At 65.4% G+C, this 23907-nt stretch carries 15 protein-coding genes; 5 read left to right on the plus strand and 10 right to left on the minus strand.

The genetic code is table 11. The features are described from left to right. Position 1 precedes the first annotated feature (1 nt). Complete coding sequence (locus WD006_RS16430) at positions 2 to 877, plus strand: MlaA family lipoprotein (protein WP_029309397.1); 876 nt, start codon at positions 2 to 4, stop codon at positions 875 to 877. A gap of 244 nt (positions 878 to 1121) precedes the next feature. Here the strand turns inward: WD006_RS16430 and WD006_RS16435 are convergent, their stop codons facing one another. The 10 genes from WD006_RS16435 to WD006_RS16480 form a co-directional block, all read right to left on the minus strand. Then, positions 1122 to 3581 carry a CHASE2 domain-containing protein gene (locus tag WD006_RS16435; protein WP_011518653.1) on the minus strand — a complete coding sequence of 820 codons (2460 nt, stop codon included), beginning with the start codon at positions 3579 to 3581 and terminating at the stop codon, positions 1122 to 1124. Beyond that, positions 3568 to 5238 (minus strand): FecR domain-containing protein, encoded by a 1671-nt coding sequence (locus WD006_RS16440; protein ID WP_035833745.1) that lies wholly within the window; start codon positions 5236 to 5238, stop codon positions 3568 to 3570. The genes WD006_RS16435 and WD006_RS16440 overlap by 14 nt, the downstream gene beginning before the upstream one ends. Continuing rightward, entirely contained in the window at positions 5231 to 5929 is a 699-nt protein-coding gene (locus WD006_RS16445) for a response regulator transcription factor (RefSeq protein WP_011518651.1), read from the minus strand. The genes WD006_RS16440 and WD006_RS16445 overlap by 8 nt, the downstream gene beginning before the upstream one ends. A 208-nt stretch (positions 5930 to 6137) precedes the next feature. Continuing rightward, entirely contained in the window at positions 6138 to 7508 is a 1371-nt protein-coding gene (gene pelG, locus WD006_RS16450; protein ID WP_011518650.1) for an exopolysaccharide Pel transporter PelG, read from the minus strand. Between the two features lies 1 nt (position 7509). Next, a complete protein-coding gene (pelF, locus tag WD006_RS16455; protein ID WP_029309395.1) occupies positions 7510 to 9099 on the minus strand; it encodes a GT4 family glycosyltransferase PelF in 1590 nt (529 codons plus the stop codon). Next, positions 9096 to 10082, minus strand: coding sequence for a hypothetical protein (locus tag WD006_RS16460; RefSeq protein ID WP_029309394.1), 987 nt, complete (start codon positions 10080 to 10082; stop codon positions 9096 to 9098). The genes pelF and WD006_RS16460 overlap by 4 nt, the downstream gene beginning before the upstream one ends. Before the next feature lie 3 nt (positions 10083 to 10085). After that, complete coding sequence (locus tag WD006_RS16465) at positions 10086 to 11549, minus strand: PelD GGDEF domain-containing protein (RefSeq protein ID WP_029309393.1); 1464 nt, start codon at positions 11547 to 11549, stop codon at positions 10086 to 10088. Between the two features lie 23 nt (positions 11550 to 11572). Next, entirely contained in the window at positions 11573 to 12121 is a 549-nt protein-coding gene (locus WD006_RS16470) for a hypothetical protein (protein WP_011518646.1), read from the minus strand. 51 nt (positions 12122 to 12172) lie between these two features. Continuing rightward, a complete protein-coding gene (locus tag WD006_RS16475; protein WP_029309391.1) occupies positions 12173 to 16330 on the minus strand; it encodes a tetratricopeptide repeat protein in 4158 nt (1385 codons plus the stop codon). After that, positions 16293 to 19154 carry a bifunctional glycoside hydrolase 114/ polysaccharide deacetylase family protein gene (locus WD006_RS16480; protein WP_029309390.1) on the minus strand — a complete coding sequence of 954 codons (2862 nt, stop codon included), beginning with the start codon at positions 19152 to 19154 and terminating at the stop codon, positions 16293 to 16295. The genes WD006_RS16475 and WD006_RS16480 overlap by 38 nt, the downstream gene beginning before the upstream one ends. 851 nt (positions 19155 to 20005) lie before the next feature. On the opposite strand from WD006_RS16480, the gene WD006_RS16485 reads away from it, so the two are divergent. The 4 genes from WD006_RS16485 to shc all read left to right on the plus strand — a co-directional run bounded on the left by WD006_RS16485 (position 20006) and on the right by shc (position 23907). Continuing rightward, positions 20006 to 20209, plus strand: coding sequence for a cold-shock protein (locus WD006_RS16485; protein ID WP_008650922.1), 204 nt, complete (start codon positions 20006 to 20008; stop codon positions 20207 to 20209). A gap of 180 nt (positions 20210 to 20389) precedes the next feature. Then, a complete protein-coding gene (locus tag WD006_RS16490) occupies positions 20390 to 20863 on the plus strand; it encodes a BON domain-containing protein (protein ID WP_224443859.1) in 474 nt (157 codons plus the stop codon). 110 nt (positions 20864 to 20973) lie between these two features. Next, the gene (hpnD, locus tag WD006_RS16495; RefSeq protein ID WP_011518641.1) at positions 20974 to 21822 is read left to right on the plus strand and encodes a presqualene diphosphate synthase HpnD; all 849 of its coding nucleotides are present in this window, start codon (positions 20974 to 20976) and stop codon (positions 21820 to 21822) included. A 75-nt stretch (positions 21823 to 21897) separates the two neighbouring features. Continuing rightward, complete coding sequence (shc, locus tag WD006_RS16500) at positions 21898 to 23907, plus strand: squalene--hopene cyclase (RefSeq protein WP_029309388.1); 2010 nt, start codon at positions 21898 to 21900, stop codon at positions 23905 to 23907.

Raw genomic sequence — 23907 nt, forward strand, 5'->3', positions numbered from 1 at the left:
GATGCTATCCCGCTTTTCGCCTTCGGGCGCCGTAGCACTGCGCCAGCCCCGGCTTGCCCGCACGCTGGCCGCCGTCTCGCTCTCTGTCCTCGCCACCGGCTGCGCCACGGGTCCTCAAGCCAATCCGCAGGATCCGCTGGAGCCCATGAACCGGGTGATCTTCAAGGTCAACGACACGATCGACACCTATGGCGCGCAACCGCTGGCCAAGGGCTACAAGGCGGTGACGCCAGAGCCGGCCCGTCTGGCCGTGACCAATTTCTTCTCGAACCTGTCTGACGTGGGCAACTTCGTCAACAACGTGCTGCAGGGCAAGGGCGTCGATGCCACCGAAACGATGATGCGCATCGCCATCAATTCGGTGCTCGGCATTGGCGGCCTGATCGACGTGGCGACGGCCGCTGGCCTGAACCGCCATTCGCAGGATTTCGGGCTGACCCTCGGTACCTGGGGCGTGCCCGCTGGCCCATACCTGGTGCTGCCGATCTACGGACCGAGTTCGTTCCGCGACAGCATGGGCGTAGCCGCCAGCATCTACCTGGACCCGGCGCACTATCTGGATCCGGCCTGGCGCAACTCGCTGTTCGGCGTCAACGTGATCAACACGCGCTCGAACCTGCTGGGCGCCACGGACCTGCTCTCGCAGGCCGCGCTCGACAAGTACGCGTTCGTGCGCGATGCCTATTCGCAGCGGCGCCAGTACCTGCTGAACCAGGGTGAAAACGCGCTGCCGTCGTACGACGAGGTGGACGAGTCGGACAAGGCCTCGGAGGCCAAGCCCGCTGCTGGGGAGGCCGCCCCGGCAACTCCGGCAACTCCGGCAACTCCGGCAACCCCGGCTGCCCCGGCTGCCCCGCCATCCGACTCAGCAAAGTAGCCAGAATAGCGTCTCGGGGCAATCGAGACGCTTGCCCTCTCCACCACCCCATAGAGGGCATATCAATGGCTGCTGGTTGGCTCTCCGGCTGAGAGCGTCAGGGCGTTTGTCCGACGACTACGCAAAAAATTGCCCGCGTCGGGATACGACGCGGGCCGGAAGGCGCGCGGATGCGGAGTCCGCGGCACCCAGATCGTAGGCAATTTCCGAAAGCGTGACTGCCAACAATTGTGTCGGCCCGCATTCAGGACGCGCGGCTGCGCAGGGGCAACCAGATGGAGAACATCGTGCCCTTGCCAACTTCACTGGCAACCATCACCCGGCCGCCATGGCGCTCCGCCACGGTCTTCACAAATACAAGCCCCAGGCCGCTGCCAGACGGCGCATCGGCGCCATGCGCGTGCACTCGGCTGAACGGCCGGAACAGCCGTGCCTGGGCGTCTTGCGAGATGCCCGGCCCCTGATCGGATACCTCGATCGCCATATAGGGGCCGAGCCTGCGCAGGCGCACCGTCACTTCGGTGCCGCACGGGCTGTACTTGATGGCGTTGTTGACCAGGTTGGTGATGGCGCGTGCCAGCAGGGCTGGCGCCACGCGCAACCTCGGCCCCTGCTCGTCGATGTCGAGCCGCAGTTCGGTCCCACGCGCCTTGGCCAGCGCCCACATTTCATCGGTTGCGTCGAGCACGATCTGCGTCAGGTCGGTCTCGGCAAACGTCAGGCTCTGCGATTCGGCCTGCGCAATCCGGATGAAATCGTCGGCCAGGGCAAGCGTGCGGTGCGCGTGTTCGCCGATTCGTCCGAGCAGTTCGGTCTGCGGCAAGGCACGGTCGGGGCGTGACTGCATGTCGATCAGGGCCAGGATCGACGCCTGCGGCGAACGCATGTCGTGAGACAGGAAATGCAGTGTCTGCTCGCGCTGGCGTTCGGCGCGACGTATCGCGGTAATGTCGATCAGGCTGACGATCACGCCCGCGGGACGCCCCGCCTCGCCATGCAGCGGCCCGCCATGCAACAGATAGCGCCGGCCGTCCTCGGTGGTCAGTTCCACGCCATGCGAATCCGACGAGGACATCACCGGCGCGTCACCTTCGAGCGCGCCGCACAGCGCGTCCCAGTAGGCCAGGCCCGGACCCGCCACCGTGAACATCGCCTCGATCAGGTCGGGCAACGCCGGGCGGCCTAGCTCGCCGTACGTATTGCTGCCGCGCATGTACCGCAGGTCGTTGGCATAGTACGCGCCGTCGATCCCCTGGAGCATCGTTGGCGCCAGCGCCACCGCGCGCCGGTTCGCCACCAGAATGCCGCCATCGAGATTGCAGATCACGGTCGCTTCCGGCAGGCTCTCCAGTCCGTCAGACAGAAAGCGCCGCATGTCGCGCAGGCGCGAGGTCATGCCGTAGACCGCCTGCATCCGGCCGTCGAGCGAGTGGTCGATGCGCGTGGCTGGCGCCGCCAGCAAGCCTGGCTCATGCGCCAGGCGCCCGAGTTCTTCGGACAGGAAGCGGAGCGCGGCTTCCTGACGCCGCCAACTCCAGAGGGGGTAGACCATCATGCAGCCAAGCACCGCACCCGACGGCGCAAACCACAGATGCATACTGCCCGGCAGGCAGAGACTGGTGCCGACGACCGCCGCGACGATCGCCACCGTGGCGAGCAGCGCATTGCGCGGCGAGAACCGCAACGCCGCCAGGGCCGCCAGCAGCACCGGCAGGATCGTCCCGAGCCAGCCCACGGGCTTGGGCACGGTAACGATGCCGGTGCCATCGAGCAGCGCCTGCAGCGTGTTGGCCAGAATTTCGACACCGCTCATGGCGCGCCCATCGCGCGATACCGGCGTCGGGAACACATCGCCGAGTCCGGTGGCGACGGTGCCGATCAGTACGGACTTGTCGCGAAAGTAGCCGCGACTGACCTCGCCGGAAAGCACATCCAGCACAGAGACGCGCGCGAACGACCCCGGGGGGCCGACGAACGGAATCCGCAATCGGTCCTGACTGATCCACCCCGCGCCATCCATGCGTACCGCGCGTTCGTTGCGGAACTGCGCCGCTGTCACCGGCGTGTGCTGCCCCAGCGCCGCCATGGCGGCCGCGAAGTGCCAGACCGGCGGCCCTTCGCCATCGCCCTCGCGCAGATACACCTGTCGGGCCACGCCATCGGTATCCACAATCATGTTGATGTGGCCAGTCTGGGCCAGCAAGCCATCCATCGGGCCGCGCAGCCGCGCGCCGCTCGATCCTGACTCGCCGACCATGGGCAAGACTACGTTGCCGGACCGCGCCACGGAACGCGCCAGTTCGGCGTCGTCGGACGGATAACGGATATCGTGTTCGGACAGGATCACATCGATGCCGATCGCACGCGGATTGTCAGCGCCGATCTGGTCCACCAGCGCGGCAAGCACCGTGCGCCGCCACGGCCAGCGGCCAATCACGCCGATGCTTTCGTCGTCGATGGCGACGATCACGATGTCATTGCGCGCGGGGTGCTCCTGGGCAACGATGGCCAGGTCCAACACGGCCAGGTCCGCGCGTTCGAACCAGGAGAAACTTGACGCGGCCAGGGCGATCACCAGCACGGCGGCGGTGAGCAGCGCCCACTCCAGTCGCGTGCGCCGACGAAAGCCCATGGCGCCCGGGGCGCCCTCCCGCTCGGCCGCGTCGAACTGACCGCTGCGCAGGTCAGTTCTATTGGGCGCCAAGTTGCACGCCTTTCTTCGCGCCGCCCGTCACAATCACCGCACCCTGTCCATCACGCAGCACAGATTGCAGGTCGATTCGCTGTGGCGCGGAAAACGCGCTTGCCAGAGGCACGTCCGTTCCAGTGGCTCGGGCCACGCGAACGAAATATGTGCCGGAGGCCGGGCGGGGAATCGAAAGCGCGCTCTCCGTGGTACGGAACGTGACCACATCGCCGCTGAAAGCTGGATCGGACGCCATCTGGAGCACATAGCCCGTAGCAGCGGCGGTTCCGGCATCGGCAGGCCAGCGCACGCGCAGTTCCTCGCCGTTGTCGACCGGCGCCGGCACTGGCGGGGCCGGTTGCACTGTCACCTTTAGCGCGTCGCCCCATGGGCCCGGCCGATTCCGCGCATCGAACGAGCGCAAGCGCCACCACCACTGCCCCACCGCCAATGTGCGGACGGCCTCCACGCCATTTTCACGGCGCGTCTCGGCGCGTTGAGAAAACTCGGGATCGGCGGCCAGCGCAAGCTCGTAGCCCGATGCGTCCTGCACGGCAGCCCAGCGAAACGCCACCTCGCCGCCATGCTCGACGGCGTCGGGCACAGGCACCAGCGAGAACGGCGCTGGCGGATTGCGCCAGACCTTGAACGATTGCACGCCGCTCCGTCCGGCAAGCCGCTGTGGCGACAGGGCGCTGACGACCAGGAAAAGATCACCGTCCGGCAGATCGTCGAATACGGCCTCCGGCAACGCGGACTCCGTCGTCGCTACCCATTCGGTCAGCGCGGCATCGCGCGCCACGCCCGCATGGTAGCCAGCCGCGCCCGGCACGGCCTGCCAGCGCACCGTGACGGCACGGCTGGAAACCGGCTGCGGCAGCGCGGCAACGACCGGGGCAGGCAACAACGCCATTGGTTTGGACAGTCGGCCCGCGGTCGACACCCCAACACCGTAGCCGGCGGCGACTTGCGTGGCCGAGCCCGGACGCGCACCTGCCCCCACACCGACCTTGCCTTCGATGACTTCACTACGGCTACCGCCGTCATCGGCGCTGACGCGATAGCGCGTGCCGCGCACGCCTGTCACCATCAACGGCGTGCTGATCTCATAGCGCCCGACGCCACCGCCCTTTGGCGCGACCACGGAATCGGCGCCGCCCTTGTCGATGCCGATCATCGTATCGGTCAGACCGCTGCGCGCGAATGCGCGCAGTCGGCGCACCTGCAGCGTGGTCGCCGCTGGCAGCGACACACGGGTCCCGTCGCTCAGTTCGAGCGTCGCCGCACTATTCGGACCGATCTCGATCCGCGCCGATTCGGCCAGCGCCATGCCGGTCTGCATCGGGCTGCCATCGACGCTTGCCTGTCCGCGCACGAAAACCACCCGCGCCGTCGACGGCGCTACGGGGATCTGCGACAGGGGAATGCGAATCCGCGTGCCGGGCACCAGCCGGTACGGGTCTTCCACGCGATTGAGCGTCTGCAGCAGGTGCCAACCGTCCATGCTCGTCATGAAACGCGTGGCCAGGCCGATCAGGGTGTCGCCCCGCTCGACCTCATAGATGAAATCCTTGCCCTGCGTGCCCGCGGGGCCGGCCAGCGCACTGCCAGACAGAATCAGGGAAATCAGCGCACCTCCCACGGCGGCGCGGTGCGACGTGGGACGGCTACTCATGAGCGGCCGTGGCTTCGAACCGATAGCCATGCGAATAGACGGAAGCCAGCCGCACACCGTTTTCGGGGCGCAGGGCCAGCTTGATGCGCAGGCGCGACATATGCGTGTCGAGCGTGCGCGAGGCGGCATCCATCGCACGCCCCCAGACGGCCTGCTCAATCACGTCACGCGCCAGCAGGCGGCCGATGTTGCGGAACAGGAACAATGCCAGGTCGAACTCGCGCGGCGACAGATCGACGTTCTGGCCGTCCAGCGCGATAACGCGCCGGCGCGCGTCCACGATATAGGCGCCCTGCCGGATCAGATCGTCTTCGTGCAGGGTCTTGGGATATGCGCGACGCAGCAACGCTCGCACGCGCGCGACGAACTCGCCCGGCCGGATCGGCTTGGCAAGGTAATCGTCGGCGCCCACGGACAGGCCCGCGACGATATCGGATTCTTCGATGCGACTGGTCAGGAACAGGATCGGTGGCAGGCGTCCCGAATGCTGGCGGACCCAGCTCACGAGTTCGTAACCACTGACGTCCGGCAATTGCCAGTCCATGACGACCAGGTCGAACGCCTGGTCCCGCAATGCTCGCAAGAACGCGGAACCGGTCGCGAAGCTCGAGCATTCAAAGCCCGCTTCATCCAGCAGTTGGCAAATCTGCTCGGCCTGGCTGGTGTCGTCCTCCACGGAGGCAATTCTCATACTTCCCTCTGATAACTACGGCCTGTGTCTGGCACGGCGGTGTTATGTTACCGAACGGTAACACGGCCCGTCGAGGCTACGTTAGAGGGGATTCTGCGCTTCGGGTGTTGCAGACCAACCTCAATCTTTACCTTTTCCTCTCAGTTTCCAATTGCGGGCGTAACGGTTTCGTGCGCGCAAAATGCAGCATCGCCACGCATCGCGCCCTTTATTGGAGCATATAGGTTTCGTACTCGAGACGGTCAAGTTTACGATCGAGCAGATATAACGCAAGTGCTACGACGATCAGCAGCGATACCGCGAAGCCATAGCCATACCATGCCGGCCCAAGCTCGAGCGTGAGGCGCGTCAGCACGAAATTCAGCACGACGAACGTGCCGGTCAGCATCAGCACCTCGCGGCGGCGATCCAGGTAGAAGTAGATGTTCAGCACGCCCAGCAGCACCACCTGCAGGCTGGCGCCGATCACGTCCACGTAGAGCAGCGGCAGATACAGCTCAGAAATCCCGAGCAGTCGCAGCACCCATCCGCCCACCACGAACAGCACCAGCGACGCGATGGCTTGCACCTTGACGATCTCGTACAGGCCCAGGCGGATGGTTTGGACCATCGTGTTGCGCATGTCCTCGATATGCTCCAGCGAGCTGCCGCCGCGCACCGCGTTGTAGAACGCGTCGTAATACTCGACAAAGTCCGTCTCGATCCGCACCAGGAACACGGCCATGCCCGGAATGATCGCCAGATAGGCCAGGAACACCGGAATGTCGTAGATGATCGACGCATGGAGCGGCCCGATCATCTGCTGGCCGGTGGACGGCGCATACCAGAACATGAACTTGTCGAGCCAGATGCCAAGGTTGTAAAAGAGGCCGATGGCGATCAGGCTCGGATACGCGTAGCGCTTCTGGAAGACTTCGAACGACATGAAGCGGCGGCTGGTGTAGTTCCGGTAGATCAGCGTGATCATGCCCACCAGCAGGCATAGCTGGCCGACCACAAAGCCGCCGAGCAGCCCTTCGAGCCCGCTCTTGCGCATTGCCAGCGCCGCCAGCACGGTGATGGCATAGCCGATCAGGAAGGTCCACACGATGGCCTTGTACTGCTTCATGCCGGACAGGAAGATCGCCGCGATCCAGATGTTGCTCATGATCACGAAGCCCGCGATCATCAACAGCCGGTACAGCACCGACTGCTCCGGAAAGGCCCAGAACGCACACGCCAGCCCGATCAGCCCTGCCAGCATCGTGGCCAGCAACGCCACCGCGTGATAGTTCGACAGCACCAGATCATCGCGACGCTCGAACAGCCGGTCCGAGGTGAAGCGCGTGAACGAGAGCTGCATCGGCCCGGTCAGTATCAGGCTGCACGCGATCAGGTACGTCACCGAGACCTGGAACTGCGTGATCAGCATGCCCGGAATCACGAAACCGACCGATAGCAGGCCAATCAGCAGGATGCCGACGATCGACAGCACCCACGGACCGGAGCTGATCACCCCGGCATAGGCATAGGCGCCAATCAGCCCCGAAAGACTGTCCCGCCGCAGCATCTTGCGCAGTTCGAATCCGATGCCGGCCATGTCAGCGCCCTCCCCCGTGCACCGGGCACTTTGCCGGGGTTGCCCCGCCGCGTGCGTGATGCGTGTTGTCCGGCATCGCCATCATCGATGCATAGAGCGTGCGATAGCTGCCCACCATCTGTTCCTGCGTGTAGTAGCGTTCCACCCGCGCGATGCCGGCGGCCTGGGCCGCCTGCCATCGCGCGGGCTCCTTGATCAGTTTCAGCGCCGCATCGGCCAGCGCCGCCGGGTCCGCGATGCGCACCACGTCGCCCGCGGCCCCCAGCGCCGCGTCCTCGCCGGGCAGCCCGAAGACGAGCTGGCTGCACGAGCCGACGTCGGTCGTCACGCACGGCACACCCGCCGCGAACCCTTCGAGCACCACCAGCGGCAACGCCTCGGAAATCGAACTCAGCACCAGCACGCCGACTTTCGGCAGCAGTTCGTCGATTTTCTGGAAGCCGAGAAATTTCACCTTGCCGCCCAGCCCGAGGCTTTCGGCCAGGCTGCGACACTCAGTCGCGTAATCCGGATCCTCATCCTCGGGACCGGCAATCCATCCTTCGGCATCGGGATACTCCCGCACCACGGTCAGCATCGCGCGAATGAACGTCTTGATGTCCTTGATGGGCACCACCCGGCCAATCAGGCACAGCACCGGCGGCACACCCGGCGCGCGCCGCTCGCGCAGCGCGGAAAGGCGCGGCAGGTTGATGCCATTCGGGATATTGTGCGTGCGCTCGGCCGGCGCGCCATCCAGCACCTGGCGGCTGCGGTTGCCTTCGTACAGCGCCGTGATCTCGTCACCGGCTTCATAGCAGACGCGCCCCAACGTCTCGAAGAAGCGCACCCAGAGCTCGCGGAAGTAGCTAATCTGAGAAATGTCGCGCTCGAAGATGTTCCGGTTATCACGGATCCACTGGCTCTGGAACAGGTCGATCTTCCGTTCCTTCGTATAGATGCCGTGCTCCGAGACCAGCAGCGGGCGCCCAGTGCGATGCCGCAGCATCGCACCGAGGAATCCCGCGTATCCGGTGGAAACCGTGTGATAGACCTTGGCGGGAATCAGCCCGTCCACGATCCGCACGAGCTGCCACAGCGGCTTGTGCATGATCCGGACAGTCCAGAAATAGTCCGTGAACGACGGATCGGTGCAGTACCGTCGGTACTGATCGGTGATCGTGTCCCACGCCCGCTTGCTGTAGAGGAACGCATCCTCGGACAGCGCGCCGCCCTCGCCCAGCGCTGGCATCAGTTCGCGAATCAGATCCCCCGCCTCCACCTCCCTGCCGCGCTGACGCAGCATTTCGTGCAGTTCGTCCGAGCGGTCGAAGGCGTGCGCATCGCCCTTCGTGCCATGCACCATCGGCGGCGGCGCGAAGTCGTAAAGGAAATGCGTTTCCAGATGCACCACATTGTCCGGTAGCGCGTAGGCCATCTCGCCATAGTCTTGTCGGCGGCTGCCGATGAAGACGATGCCGAACCGGATATCGGGGAAGGCACGGATCATCTGATTGACCCAGCTCGACACCCCACCACTCACATAAGGAAACGTGCCTTCCAGAAGCAGCATGACGTCCGCAGACGTTCCCTTGACCAGAATCTCGCTCATGATTGCCAGTACCGCAGCAGGGGCCGCACCAGTGGGAGCGGCGAAGGACTGTCGAAATCCGCCATCAGGCGGCGCACGGTGGCATAGTCGCGTTCCAGGTAAGCCGCCTCGGCAAGCAGCGGCAACACGCGATCACGCGCGAAGCCGAGCGCTTCGGCACGAGCCAGGAACTCGCGCGCCTCGGCGGGCGCGTTGCGCGTCAGCGCCAGCCGGCCGCGCATGTACCAGAGCGCGGCGATGTTGCCGTCGATCTCCAGTGCCGCGCTGGCGTAGCGCTCCACCTGGCTGGCCGTGTAGCGGTACACATCGCCCTGCACCAGGTTCTGGTAGATCAGTTCCCAATACAGGTCAGCCAGCCGCTGGTTGATCTCCCCGCGCGCCTGCGGGCTGTCAGCCGACTCCAGACGGGGCAGCTCGGCCAGGATCTTCTGCGTAAGCTGCTTTTCCGCGCCGTCGAGCATGCCGTAGGCCAGCAGCCGGATATCGTCGGTGCTGTCGGCCAGCAGTTCGCGCAGCATCGGGCTGGCCGTTCGCGTGGGCATCGACTGCATGGCTACCAGCGCGGTCATGCGCTCGGGCAATGGCGCGCGCGAATTGCCGAGTTGCGCGCGCAGCCGCGCGCCCCCGCCATGGGTCACACGCTGGATCAGGTGGGTGACGAACTCGGGCAGCGCCACCGATGCAATACCGCTGTTGCTGCCACGGCGCGGGAACAGTTTCGAGAACAACAGGCTGCCCACGCACACCAATATGCCACCCACCGGCACGAAGAAGCAGAACGCTGCCAGATAGCCGTAGCTCCACACGAACGGTGTCCGGAAGCGGCGCGGCAACAGGCGCCACAACACCAGCCCCAGCAGCGCCGCAGCCGCGCCTTGCAGCGCCAGGAAGCCCAGCAACAGCGGCAGCCCCGTTCCGCCGCTGAACAGCAGCGCCAGGGCAGAGATCTGGAAGGCAGCGCCTCCGAAGGTCAGCTTGCCCATGGGTCAGCCTGCCCGTGCCGGTCCGGCGCTCGCCACGCTGGCGTCGCGCGTGCCATCGGCCTGCACGGCCGTGATCGTGGACGCCCCATCGAGCTGGCAGCGGTGCAGCAGCCGCATCAGCGCCTCCTCCGCACCCTCAGCGGGCACCGAGAGCGTGTAGACGCCAATATGCGCGCTCGAGAAATCGGTGCCGAACTGCGCGCGCAGCATGTCCTCGATACGCACCAGATAGGCGGATACCGCCTGGGCGTCCGACAGTGGCATCAGCGTCAGCATGGCCCGGTGATGGGCGTTGCGCACCGGCCAGGCCACATCGAGCGCACGACGGCTGCGCACGACCTGCTCGAACAGCGCATCGCGTGCTTCGTCGAGGTCGAAGACCAGCGCCACCACCGAACTTTGGATGCCCGTCTCGTGACGCAGCCGCGACAGCCGCGCGTAGTCGAGTGCGAACGCATACGGAATAGCCGGCGCCATTTCCTGGATGCCGTGCGTGGCGCGGGCGTGTTCCACGCCATCGGCGTAGTAGCCCATCAGCACCATCAGCATCTGCAGGTTTTCATAAGTCAGCGACAGGAACGGCATCCGTTCCACGACCAGCACGCCAATCAACCGGTCCGACCCCGCCAGCACGGGCGCGACGGCCACGTAACGCGTCTGCGCGTCCTGCTGGAGCCCCGTGGAACGCAGATGCGCCAGCGCGCGTGTTTCGAGGCAATGCCGCACGAGCGGATCGTTGACGTCGATCTCGAAGGCCGGGCCGATGCTGGCCACGGCGTTCGGCACGACACGCTCGCCATCGCAGGCATAGAGCGCCGCGCCCTCGACCTGACACGCCTGCGCGACGACCTGGAGCATCGGCTGCGCGCCGGCCAGCGGACCGGTATTGCCGCCGTTCATCGCGTCCTGCAGGGCCACCGCGCGCAGTTGCGACAACGTGTCGCGCAGCGTCGTCGGACGCGCCAGCAGATCGTTCTCGAGCCGGGCATGAGAGATGCGCAGCAGGTAGTGGTTCTTCGTCAGCGCGGCCAGCCGTTCGTCGAGATAGCGATTCACGGCCCGCGCTCGCGCCAGGCGCGTATTCCACACGTCCCCGAACTGCCCGGCCACCAGCACCAGCAGCAGCCCGCCCATGAAGAACATGCGCGGGAAGGCGCCACTGTGCGCGCCGATCTCGTCGAAAAAGAACCAGCCGCCCAGCAGCATCAGCACCGCGCCAACGCCCACCAACGTGCCATAGCGCAGGGCCAGAATCACCGGCAACAACCAGGCCCATGGAAAGCCCATGCCCAGCAGCAGCGGGTTCTGCGGCAGCACTAGCCAGGTGATGCCCATTGCCGCCGCCATGATCACGATCATCTCGATCACGGCTGCCGCACCGCCACCCGCGGGCGCCAGCCAGCGCGCGTAGCGCCCGCCCAGGCCGATGCCCTGCCCCTGGCGCCTTGTCTCCACGGTCTTGGCCACGTCTCTCCCCCGTCCTTCCGTGCTCAACCCTGCATCAGCGGCGCCAGCAGGCGACGCAGCAGCTTCTGCGCCACGCCCGAGAGCGACTCGCGGCTCCAGCCGGCGTTGCTGCCGGTGGCCGACCACACCACCTGGCCGCTGGCCACGTCGATCAGCTGCAGCGAGATGCCCACGGCGGGCTCGCCATCAACGCCAACCTTGTAGCGCCACTCCTGCACCGAACCCGTCAGCGCGTAGCGCGCGCGCTCGCCACGGGCCCACTCAAGCGCCTTGCCCACCGCCTCGCGCTCGGCCGGCTCGAACAGCGTTTCCGGGTTCAGCGAGGCGGGGTAGCGCTTGAGGTTCGCCACGCCGCCGGTCTTCAGCAGCGATTCGGCGATCGCCTCGGCACGCAGGCCAGCCTGGGGCGTCTCGGTGTTGTTGACGATGGGCAGTACCGCCACCACGTCACCGGGCGACATCTGTGGCGCGCGGCCCACGTCGGTAACCGCGCAACCAGCCAGCCACAGTGCCGCGCCGAGCGCGCCACACCAGGCCATCACGCGGCCCATGCGAGTCGTCATCCTGTTCATGTTTTCCATCCCCCTCGTTACTCTCAAGAACTCGATCATCAGTATTCACTATCAGTAGAGCCAGCGATATCGCAAACCCACTTCTGTCAGCGGCGTGCCGCCGTTGCGGGACGCGGTTTCATGCAGCACGTACATCGACATGTGGTCGTTGCCGAACACCGAGCCAGCCATGCCAAGCTGGCCGCGGAAGTTGTGCCCCGCGCGCGAGTCGTAGAGCGCCCCAACGTCCAGGAAGGGCCGCCACTTGCGCGTGTAGTCGTCGAGCAGTTCGGTGCCAAAGCCGAACAGCACACCTGCCTGCGTGAAGTTCTGCGGCATGTAGAACGCAGGCGTCGCGTCGCCACCGGCCGGCACCAGCCGCTGCATCGTGGGCGTCAGCGCGCCGCCGTTGGTGTTGTAAATGCCGCGCGTGCCGACGATGCGGACCGTGTAGTCGGGATACTGCGTGCGAATGCGATAGCCGGCCTCCACGTCGTAGACCATGCCGTGCCCCAGCGAACTGCGGTCCTGCCCGTAGAAACGGTCGTACTCGATCCGTCCGCGAATGAACTCGCGCAGCCCCAGCCGCCATGTCGCGCCCAGTTCGACCAGGTCCTTCATGCCGCCCACACGTAGTTGCGCCGATTCGTCCGCCTGCTGGTTGTAGCCGAGCCGGCCAGTGAAAGACACCCGATCCTCCAGGTTCCACGCGCCAGTCAGCCGCGCCGTGGTGAAGCTCTGCAGGCCGTCGCGACGCCCCACGCCCAGCAGCCAGAGTTTCTGGGTGTCGCGGTAGGTCAACGCCAATTCGGCGCGACGGTCGCTGCCAGGCACGTTGTCGAGCGCAGTACGGTCGGTCGAGCGTTGATCGCGGAACACGCCGCGCAGGTTCAGCGCATAGCCGTCCCAAAGCCGGGCACCACCGGCCAGGCTGTACTCGTAGAACTCCAGCGGATTCTGACGCTGGTACGACGCGCGCGGCTCGATTGCCTGGGCGTTGAACAACAGTGCGTCCTGCAGTGTCTGCTGCAGCGAGTCATCGGTGCGCGCCAGCTCCTGCGTTTCAAACGCCTGGGTCTGGGCGGCGGCAAGCCGGTCGAGCTGGCGATTGACCTCGATCTGGCTCAGCACAGGCACCTTCCCGGCCTTGCGCTCCATGATCCGGTCGAGTTTGTCCATGTCGTTGTCGTCGAGCGCAATCGCAATCTCGGCATACGCGGGCCGCTGCAGCCGCTCGGCGTACTGACGGGCCAGCCAGGCTCGCGCGAGTTCGTTCGACTCCGACGACATCGCCCAGGCCAGCGCCACCTCGCGACTGGCGGCCGTAAGCTGCGCCTGTCTGCGCCGTTCGCGTTCCACCAGCGCCGGCGGCGGCGTCACTTCGAGCGGGGACAGACCCGGCACGTTGCCGAGCTGCGAGGGCGATTTTGGATCGCTGGGCGCGGCCTGGCGCGCGGCGACGCTTTCGCGATCGCGCCGCAGCATCTCGACGACGAGTCCACGCGACACATCGGCCGAGGCAAAGATCTGCCCAAGCGCGATCATCTGCCTACGGAGATCCGAGCGTGCCGGACGGCCCTGCGCATCTTCTTCGTCTTCATCGGCATACTCGTCGCCGGCGCTTTCCTCGGCCCACTTCGCGCCACCCACGGCCCACGTACGATGCAGCTCGACCCATGCCTCCCGGCGGATACGCCAGGCCAGATCGGTCTGGCCGATAGCCTCGCAGGCATCGGCGGTCACACCGAGCCAGAGCGGATCGGCGCTCTTGCCACGCTGCATCTTTCGCAGGAAGTGCAAGGCGGTGCGGCCGTCCTGGAAGCGCATCGCGCCTGCCGCGTAGGCGCCCCAGAGGCTCGGATCATTCTCCGCCTCTGGCTTCAGCCGCAGCATCACCGCGCGCACCTCGGTGTCGGTACCCATGTCGACGAGTGCCCACAGCAATGCGCCGTAGGTTTCGCTATCGGCATCGGCCTGCCCGATGGCATGACGCAGATCGGCAAGCGCGCGTTCGTGGTTACCGGTCGCGCGCCAGTACTCGGCGCGACGCATCAGGAAGCCCGCCGACGATTCGGCCTGTCGCGTCTGCTCGGGAGTCAGGCTGGCCAGCATCTGCTCGATGCGGATATAAGCGTGCGCGCGCGTGTAGTAGTACATCGCCAACTGAAGCTCATCGAGCTTGCCGTTCTTGCGCCAGCCTGCCTCTGCGATGCGGCCGGCGTCGATCGGCCAGCGATCGTAGTACTCGATCAGGTTCGCGAAATCATCGTCCTCGGTGTCGCGAACTTCGGCCAGGCAATCGTTGCGGGCCGCACCGGGCGGCATCGCCATGCAGTGATCGTCATGGCTCTTGGCCATTGAGATCATCATCTGGCGATAGCCCTCCTTGAGCAGATCGTCCCGCTGCGTCAGGCGAGCAAGCTGGGTGTACGTGCGCCAATAGAGCAGGTCCTGCGTGCCGGCCTTGTCGCGCGCGGGCAGCATCGCGTCCATCGCCTGATCCAGCCGGCCGCGCACGAACAGTATGTTGGCGCGTTTGAGCGCGTAGAGCGGGCGCGCGCCGAAGCGCTTCTCCAGTTGGCCGTAGAGCTCGAACGCGCGGTCGTCCTTGCCGGCGCGCTCGGCCAGTTCGGCATTGCGCTCCATCACCTGACGCCCGTTCGGCCCGTTGGCGAGCCCGTCGAGGAATGCCATGCCGGCCTCCGGCTCGCCGAGCCGCTCGTAGGCCGCGACGACCTCGTCGATCGTCTTCAGGTCGCCGCCCGCCGCACGATGCCGCAATGCCGCCAGATAGGCGCGGTCGTCGTTGAGGCCCGGCGCCAGCCGCATCACGTTGTTCCAGGCGCGTTCGTCGTTGGTCTCCTGCGCATACTTGAGCCAGCTTTGCAGCGCGACCATTGGCTGGCGATTCCATTCGGCCACCTGCGCCAGACGCTCGCGCCAGACGGCGTCGTTGGGCAACTTGTCCACGGCCGTCTGCGCCACGCGCTGGGCCTGATCGAGCTTGCCCGCAGCCAGGAACACGCGGTAGGCCAGGTCGTAATCGTCGGGATTGAACGTCTTGCCATTGGCGACAGCCGTGGCCACTTCTGCCTTGGCCGTCTCCTGGGCCTCAGCCTGCGTGATGTCGCGGGTGGCCGGCTTCGTCACGACGCCAGACGCCGGGATCGCTTCCGCAGCCACACGACGCAGGCCGAATTCGCCCACCTGCTCGCGCAAGGCAAGGCCGTGCGGACCGTCGAGAAACACAACGCCGCGCGCGAGCCACGGTTCGGTATCGGAGACCCGGCGAAGGTTCCGCTGCCGTTCGGCCTGTGCGAGCTGCGTGCTCTTCGTCGGCCGATTGGCCGACAGCTTGAGCAGGCGCTCTACATACTTCGCCGCGATATCCGGCTTGTTCGCCGCCAGCGCCAGTCTGGTCAGATAGCGCAGTACCTCGGCGTCATCGAGCAGCTTTCCACCGTGGCGCTCGGCTTCGGCCAGCGCTTCATCGAGCAGGTTGCCGGCCTGCAGTGTTTGCAGGGCCTGCAGGAACAGCGTGCGCTGCTCGTAGAGATTCTTCGCGCGGGCCTGCGCCTCGAACAACGCGCGAGCGGAATCGCGATAGTTGCCGCCCGCCAGGGCGATGCCGGCAAGCTGGCGATTATAGAAATCCACGTTGGCCGGGTCGCGCACGCTGAGTTCGCGGAAGAGCTTCACGGCCGCAGCCGCATTGCCGACCTGGCGCGACTGCGTGGCCAGCGTCTGCAGGTCGGCCACCGACCAGGCACGCAGCATCTCCGGGGTGGTGGCGTCCTTGAGCAGGCCGTCCATCATCGCCAGACGCTCCGCGCGCTCGGCAGAATCCGGCTGGGCCGCATAGGCGCGCTGCTGCGTGATCTCGATGCGCGTGCGCAGGATCTGGCCCGTCAGGTCCTGGCCCTTCACCGCCAACATGCGTTCGAGCATCGTTTCGGCATCATCCAGCCGACCACTACGGGCGTACTGTTCGGCCAGCACGCTCATGAAGTTCGTATCGTTGGGCGCCACACGCGACCACGCCTCGAGATAGGCCACGGTCAGGCCATCGACGGCCCGCCCCTGACCAAGCAGGCGCTCACGCAGGGTCTCGCGCGGGAACATCAGCGCCAGCCCAACCCCCACGATCGCGGTAAAGGTCAGAACCAGCGCCGGCGGCAACAGCCGCTCGCGCTCAGGCGCCGCAGCGGACTTCGACTTGTTGCTGGACATGGATCGGATCATTGACCGCCGGGGTATCGAAACGCAGCGTATTGCGATCGCGCACACCGGTTACTGGCTTGCCATCGATGGAAACACTGCACTGGCCCGCGTTGGCGAGCCGGAAGAACGGCTTGTAGTAGCCGGCGAAGGTAAAGCGGGTGACATTGCCATCGCGGCGCCAGTCGCGCACGAGACCGTTGGCCTCGGGCAGTTCCGGCACCGACTGCGTGGCCGTGGGTACGAAACGGAAGCGCGCGTTGCCGCCATCCAGATGCACGTAGACGCCGCCGCCCGGCGCCGGCGACGAACCCGTGACGCCGGTTGCGGTGACCACGTCGGGGACGCCCGCGCCCGTCCAACGCAGATTGCGCAGGTTGCCATCGCCCCGCACGCGCCACGCGCCACTGGCCGGCGCACCGTCGGCGCCATCGCCCAACTCGCGGGCCACGGCCATCCCCTGCCAGTCGATCACCTTGAGCACGTAGTCGGTGGAATGCATCGGCAGCAAGTTCTGCGTCAGCACGTAGTCATAGACCTTGCGCAGCGCCTTCAGCGATGCCACCTTGGTACCCGAGTAGCTGTGGTAGTAGATGTTCACCGCCTTGAAGCGGTACGGCTTCTCCGTCATCTCGAACGTTTCGATCACGCGCTCGAAGCCGTAGTACGGCCCATGCCACAGGTTCGTATAGACGTTCTCGTTCTGGTTGGTCGCGAACACCTGGAACGTGTGATCCGCCTTGTGGATGCCCAGCGGAGCGATGGCGGTCCAGGTCGGATTGCTGCGCGTGATCAGTGTGTCGCCGCCATTCATGTTCAGCACGCCAGCGGCTTCGGTCAGCTTGAGCGCCTCGGGCGGGGCCTGGCAGTCGCCGGGCCACAACACCAGCTTCACCGGCTTGCTCGGCGACAGCACCTTGTTGATGTAATCGATCGAGCCGCCGATTTCACGGTTCAGGTCCATCTTGTAGCCCGGAATTGCCAGGTGATAGGTGTCATCGCCCTCGATGATCCTGGCGTTACTCTCCTGTCCCGGCACGGTCCGGCCCCATTCGAACGGATGCGAATAGGTATGGCTGGCCACCTCGACATACGGCTGCGCGAAGATCTTGCGGGCAATCGGCTCCAGTTCCGGTGCCAGCTTCGGATACATGCCGCTTTTGCCGACCTCGCCTTCGATCACGGACATCGTCATCGGCAGGCGGTACCGGTCGAAGATCTCGCGGAACAGCACCTCGCCCGAATAACCGCCACCGGGAATCTCAGCCTTCGAGGCAAACCCATCGCCATCGATATGGATGGTCAGCAGCCGGCGGCCGCTTTCGGTGGTGGGATCCGGGACCGGCATCAACGGCAGGCGCAATGCCTCGCGCAGGAAGTCGATCGGCTGCACGATCCAGCGGTCCTGCCCCTTGGGCGTGTTCTGCCGCACGGCGTAGGGGCCCATCACATAGCCGCCCCAGGCCGTGATCGCGGCGGCGTCATACGTCAGCGTGCCCGAGCGCAGGCGCAGCAGCGTGCGCGTGTTCGCCGCGCCATCGCGTATCTGCACCGGCACCGCATCGGCACGGTCCGGGGCCACCTGCTGCTCGAAGCCCATCATCTTGTCCTGCGACAGGATCTGGACGTCGCCCGAGGTGCGGCCCTTGACTGCCTTCAGGTCCAGCATCCGTGCCAGCGCCCCGTCGGGCTGCGCGCCAAACCCATTCATGAAGGCCACGGGGATGCCCTGGCGGATCTGTTTCTCCGCCCAGGCGTAGAAGCGGCCCGGGTTCTGGCGGATATTGCCGTTGGTCCAGACCACCACGCCGGCATAGCGGTCGGGAGTGATCTCCGGCAACGTGTCGCGCGTTTCCGCGAAATCGACGCGGTAGCCCAGATAGTTGAGCGGCATCGACAGGAAACGCACGCCGACGCTGTCGTCGATGGAAACATCGAGTTCGTTTTCCTGCACCACCAGCACGCGGCGCGGCATGACCTCGAACGACCCGACGCCCACGGTCTGCAGCCCGGAATCGGTGACATAAGGAGTGATGCCCAGCGCGCCGATGCGACGCGCGGTGTCGCGTCGGCATTGGGCGTCGGTGGGCGGGCAGTAGTCGATCGAGATCACGGGCAGGCCGTACTGCTCGCGGACGATGCGCGCCTGGTTAAGCAACCAGTCACGGTCCTGCTGACTGACTTCGGTGTACGTGCCTTGCGCCTGGTTCCAGCCGCGGAACAGCGATTCAAACACCACGCCGTAGGCCAGCGAATGCACCTGGGGCAGAATCTCAAAGCCACGGTTGAACAGCAGCTTCGCGTCTGGATAGCGTGCCTTGATTGCCTGGAGCACACGCACCATGCCGGCTTCCTGACGCGCGCGGTCGGCGTCGGTCTTGGCCACGAGATGGTACGAATCGAGCGTATCGAGGAAAAAGCCGCGATAGCCGCGTTCCCACAGCGGCGTGATTACTTTGTCGACATAGAAGGCAGGCCAGCCGTCGGCGGCCTGATCGACGACTCTGGCGTTCCATGCGTCATTGCTGCCGGAAAGCCAGGCCTGGGGGATGTCCTTGAAGTACGCGCGGCTCGGCAGGACTTCGCCGACGCTGACATATGCGAACCAGGCGGTGTTCGGCGTTCTGGCGCTACGCGGATCGAAGCCGCTATCGGGCTCCACGACGGCCACGTCGAAGGCCTGCAGCATGTCCACGGGCGGCCGGGCGCCATAGTGAAATGCCACGCTCGGCGCGACGCGCGCTGGCGCCGGTGACTGCGCCAGCGCCGCGGTCGACGGCGTCAGCGTGCCAAGCACAAGCCCTACACCGGCTGCCACAATGGCAATCACGGCCATCACTACACGCCACGCACCGGATCGCGAGCGGCCCGTCGGCCCATCCCTCTCCTCGAAAAGTCCCCGAATCCATCGCTGTAATTGCTTCACTGGCTTAAAGTCCGCTGCTGTTATGACGGTTGCCGATGGCGGCGCGCAGGCCCCGCTCGCATGCATGACCCGCATCTCGGACGATGCCTAAGCCTGCATTATGCTCTATGCAGCACTTTTATATAGGATTTTTCCTAATTTGCGAGCAGGTGGATCCTAGGCCATCCGTTTGAAATAGATTGTCAAAAATTGTGCCCGACAAGCCATGTCATAGGTACGACATTTGGCACGATTCAACCCGCGTGCCCCTTGACCACAGGGGAATCGGTAAGCAGATGTTACACCGGGTGGTAAAAATGCAGATGTCTGCCGCCACTACGCTCGCCTGGACCACAAGTTTCTCGGTTCTGGCATACGGGATAACCATACCTCTCAGGATTTTTATTCCGGCATCTGGCCCATTTGAGGTATTGCGGTGTGATTGTCCGCATGGCGACTGTGGGCAACTGTGTGATATCTCACACTCGTGCCTTACGAATATGTAACGACTGCCGGTACCGCCACGCCCGCAATGACTGACATAACATCGCTGAAGGCACCCTGATGTCAGACAAATCCGGAATGGATGTAGAAGAATTTAATATCTGCTGTTTGTATGCCGAAACACCATTAGGGGCATGGTCCGATTGACAGCCAGAAAAAAACAGTCAAAATGGCTGCTCGCATGTGCGCCGGCCTGTAGCGTTTTGCTCCGGTTCGTTGTGAGCGACATGCTTGGTCGGGCAATTACGCCCATTTGAAATTCGAGGTTGGATAGACATATGGAAACCGGTACCGTTAAGTGGTTCAACGACGCCAAGGGCTTCGGCTTCATCACGCCGGACGCAGGCGGCAATGACCTGTTCGCACACTTCTCGGCGATTGAAGGCAATGGCTTCAAGTCGCTGAAGGAAGGTCAGAAGGTTCGCTACGTTAAGGCTATGGGCCAGAAGGGCGAACAGGCCACGAAGATCCAGGCTATCTAACTGGATCACCGGGCAGTTTATCTTGCCTGGGAAGCCCCGCTCCGGCGGGGCTTTCTGCTTTCTGGGCTTTCCACAGGGCAGATAATGTATTGCATTGATGACGTTCGGTCATCGCGGTGTTTTTTGCGCGTGGCAATTCACTTGGCGACACTAATGGCCATGACGATATGCGCGGCGCAAATGGCACTTGGACAGACGACCCGCAACTTCGGCAACGACCCCTTCCTGCAAATCTCGCAGGCGATCGCCAATTGCCCCGAACCGGCGGGCCCGCGCATTACCGAGGCGGATTGGAAACGCGAGGCGCACCACCGCATCGAGGAAGGTAACCACTGCTATATGGAAGGCCGTTGCAGGCTGGCCAACGCTTACCAGTACGACCAGGAAATTGCCGAGGCCCTGCGGCGTCGGCTCGATACGCTGCGGCACACGATGCCCGCCTGGCAGCAAAGCTCGCTCTGGATCATGGTGCGGGGCCGCTGGCTGACCGTGCAGGGCTGCGTGGCCGCGGATTTCGACCGGAAGGGTTTCCTGGGCGCGCTGCGCGAAGTGCCCGACGTAGAACGGGTCATCGACCAGACCACCACCACCCCGGCACGCGGCGTACCATACCCGCGTTATGGTGATAACGTCACAAATCCCCCGGCGCGATGAAGTTGCTATAATCGCCCGACTTCGAATCCCCCCAAATTCTGCCGTTCCCGGGGCGCCACCCGCTGGCTGCCCCGCTGGAAGGTATTTGACAATGCGTGCCGAGGAAACCCGTGGCCGGTACTGAAATCGCAACGCCAGGCGGGCCGATCGCCGGACCCGCCGTGTCATCCGGAAGCTCGTTCCATGCGGCCATGCGCATCCTGCCCGCTTCGCAGCGGCAGGCCATGTTCGAGATCTACGCGTTTTGCCGCGCCGTGGACGACATCGCCGATGGCGACACCCAGCACGCCGACCGCCTCGCCGCGCTGGAACAGTGGCGCGCCGACATCGCCGCCTGCTATGCAGGCCAGGCGCCTGCGGCGCTGCGCCCGCTCGACGAGCAGATCAAGGCGTTCAATCTCCAGCAGCAGGATTTTTCCGACGTCATCGACGGCATGATCATGGACGTCGTCGCCACGATCGTCGCGCCGGATGCCGCCACGCTGGACACCTACTGCGACCGCGTGGCCAGCGCCGTCGGCCGCCTGGCCGTGCGCGTGTTCGGCCTGGACGAAGCACCCGGCATCGCGCTGGCGCATCACCTTGGCCGCGCGCTGCAGCTGACCAACATCCTGCGCGACCTCGACGAGGACGCCGAGATCGGCCGTCTGTACCTGCCGGCCGAGGCCCTGGCCGCCGCCGGCATTCCCGTCGGCAAGCCATACGACGTCATCCATCACCCCGCGATCGCCGAGGTCTGCACCGGCATCGCGCGCGATGCTCAGGCTCACTACGATGCCTCCGCCGCGATCATGGCGCGCTGCCCGGCGCGCGTGGTGCGTTCGCCGCGCATCATGTCCGATGTCTATCACGGCATCCTGACCCGCCTGCTGGCCCGTGGCTGGCAACCGCCGCGCGCGCGCGTGCGCGTGCCCAAGGCAAAGCTGGTCTGGATTCTGCTCCGACATGCCATCGCATGATTTGCCCGCCTTGTATTTAGCCAAGGCACGCGGCCATTGCCGCGTGCCCAGAACAGAGAAGTGCCCCCGATTTAGATGAACCAGGCCGCAACAATAACCCGCCCCCAGGATGAAACGCTGACCACCAGCGCCCGTCGCCCTGCCCAGCCGGCCCTGCCCGATCCGCTCGATGCCGGCATCGCCCATGCCGTCGAATCCCTGCTGGCGCAACAGCAGTCCGATGGCCACTGGGTCTACGAACTCGAAGCCGACGCCACGATTCCGGCCGAGTACATCCTGATGGTCCACTACCTCGGCGAGACGCCGGATCTGGTACTGGAAGGCAAGATCGCCAACTACCTGCGCCGCATCCAGAACGCCGATGGCGGCTGGCCGCTGTTCCACGCCGGCGCCTCGGACATCAGTGCCAGCGTGAAGGGCTACTTCGCGCTGAAGATGGCCGGCGACAACCCGGAAGCCGAACACATGCGCCGCGCGCGCGCCGCGATCCACGCGATGGGCGGCGCCGAGGCCAGCAACGTATTCACGCGCACGCTGCTCGCGCTGTACGGCGTGATGCCGTGGCAGGCGGTGCCGATGATGCCGGTGGAGATCATGCTGCTGCCCGAGTGGTTTCCGTTCCATCTGTCGAAGGTGTCGTACTGGGCCCGCACGGTCATCGTGCCGCTGCTGGTGCTCAACAGCCTGCGTCCGCAGGCGCGCAATCCGCGCAAGATCGGCATCGACGAATTGTTCGTGCGCCCGTGCCAGGCCACCCGCCTGCCGCGCCGCGCGCCGCACCAGAGCCCGCTATGGGTCGGCGTGTTCCGCACGCTCGACGCCGTGGTGCGCATGGCCGAGCCACTGTTCCCGCGTGGCCTGCGCCAGCGGGCCATCGAGCGCGCGCGTGAATTCACGGTCGAACGGCTGAACGGCGAAGACGGCCTCGGCGCGATCTTCCCGGCGATGGTCAACTCAGTGCTGATGTTCGACGTGCTCGGCGTGCCCGAGAGCGACCCGAACCGGGCCATCGCCCGCCGCTCGATCGACAAGCTGCTCGTGGTCAAGGATGACGAGGCTTACTGCCAGCCATGCCTGTCGCCGGTCTGGGATACGTCGCTGGCCGCCCATGCCTTGCTGGAAGTCGGCGAGCCGCGCACGATCGCGGCTGCGGCACGCGGGCTGGACTGGCTGCTGCCGCTGCAGGAACTCGAACTGCGCGGCGACTGGACGGTGCGCCGTCCCAACGTCCGCCCGGGCGGCTGGGCTTTCCAGTACGCCAACCCTCACTACCCCGACGTGGACGACACCGCCGTGGTGGCTGCCGCGATGGACCGGGTGGACAAGGGCGACCGCTCCAACCGTTATGACGAGGCCGTATCCCGCGCCTGCGAGTGGATCGTCGGCATGCAAAGCAGCAACGGTGGCTGGGGCGCGTTCGAACCCGAGAACACGCACCTTTACCTGAACAACATCCCGTTCGCCGATCACGGCGCGCTGCTCGATCCGCCCACGGCCGACGTGTCCGCGCGTTGTCTGGCGATGCTGTGCCAGCTAGGCCAGATGCCGGCCAACAGCGAGCCGGCCGCGCGCGCGCTGCGCTACCTGCTCGACGAACAAGAGGCCGACGGAAGCTGGTTTGGCCGCTGGGGTACCAACTATATCTATGGCACGTGGAGCGCGCTGTGCGGGCTGAACGCCGCCGGCATCGGCACGGACGCGCCCGAGATGAAGCGCGCGGCCCAATGGCTGCTGTCGATCCAGAACGAGGATGGCGGCTGGGGCGAGTCGGGCGACAGCTACAAGCTCGAGTATCGTGGCTATGAAAAGGCGCCGAGCACAGCATCGCAAACCGCCTGGGCCATGCTCGGCCTGATGGCCGCCGGCGCAGGCGACCACCCCGCCCTGGTGCGCGGCGTCGAGTACCTGCTGCGCACGCAGGCCAGCCATGGTTTCTGGGACGAGCCGTACTTCACGGCGGTGGGTTTCCCTCGCGTGTTCTATCTGCGCTACCACGGCTATTCGCGCTTCTTCCCGCTCTGGGCACTGGCGCGCTTCCGCAACCTGCTGCGCGATGGCAATCGCGCCATCTCCTGGGGGCTCTGA

This window comes from Cupriavidus sp. Met-2, assembly GCF_049843575.1.
GTDB lineage: Bacteria > Pseudomonadota > Gammaproteobacteria > Burkholderiales > Burkholderiaceae > Cupriavidus > Cupriavidus metallidurans.

Excerpts from the sequence above, each read along its gene's own strand:
- WD006_RS16490 (WP_224443859.1), top strand. The coding sequence starts at position 20,390 with ATGGCACTTGGACAGACGACCCGCAACTTCGGCAACGACCCCTTCCTG.
- WD006_RS16470 (WP_011518646.1), bottom strand. The coding sequence starts at position 12,121 with ATGAACAGGATGACGACTCGCATGGGCCGCGTGATGGCCTGGTGTGGC.
- pelF (WP_029309395.1), bottom strand. The coding sequence starts at position 9,099 with ATGAGCGAGATTCTGGTCAAGGGAACGTCTGCGGACGTCATGCTGCTT.
- WD006_RS16480 (WP_029309390.1), bottom strand. The coding sequence starts at position 19,154 with ATGGCCGTGATTGCCATTGTGGCAGCCGGTGTAGGGCTTGTGCTTGGC.
- WD006_RS16485 (WP_008650922.1), top strand. The coding sequence starts at position 20,006 with ATGGAAACCGGTACCGTTAAGTGGTTCAACGACGCCAAGGGCTTCGGC.
- WD006_RS16440 (WP_035833745.1), bottom strand. The coding sequence starts at position 5,238 with ATGAGTAGCCGTCCCACGTCGCACCGCGCCGCCGTGGGAGGTGCGCTG.
- shc (WP_029309388.1), top strand. The coding sequence starts at position 21,898 with ATGAACCAGGCCGCAACAATAACCCGCCCCCAGGATGAAACGCTGACC.
- WD006_RS16475 (WP_029309391.1), bottom strand. The coding sequence starts at position 16,330 with ATGTCCAGCAACAAGTCGAAGTCCGCTGCGGCGCCTGAGCGCGAGCGG.
- WD006_RS16460 (WP_029309394.1), bottom strand. The coding sequence starts at position 10,082 with ATGGGCAAGCTGACCTTCGGAGGCGCTGCCTTCCAGATCTCTGCCCTG.
- WD006_RS16445 (WP_011518651.1), bottom strand. The coding sequence starts at position 5,929 with ATGAGAATTGCCTCCGTGGAGGACGACACCAGCCAGGCCGAGCAGATT.
- WD006_RS16430 (WP_029309397.1), top strand. The coding sequence starts at position 2 with ATGCTATCCCGCTTTTCGCCTTCGGGCGCCGTAGCACTGCGCCAGCCC.
- pelG (WP_011518650.1), bottom strand. The coding sequence starts at position 7,508 with ATGGCCGGCATCGGATTCGAACTGCGCAAGATGCTGCGGCGGGACAGT.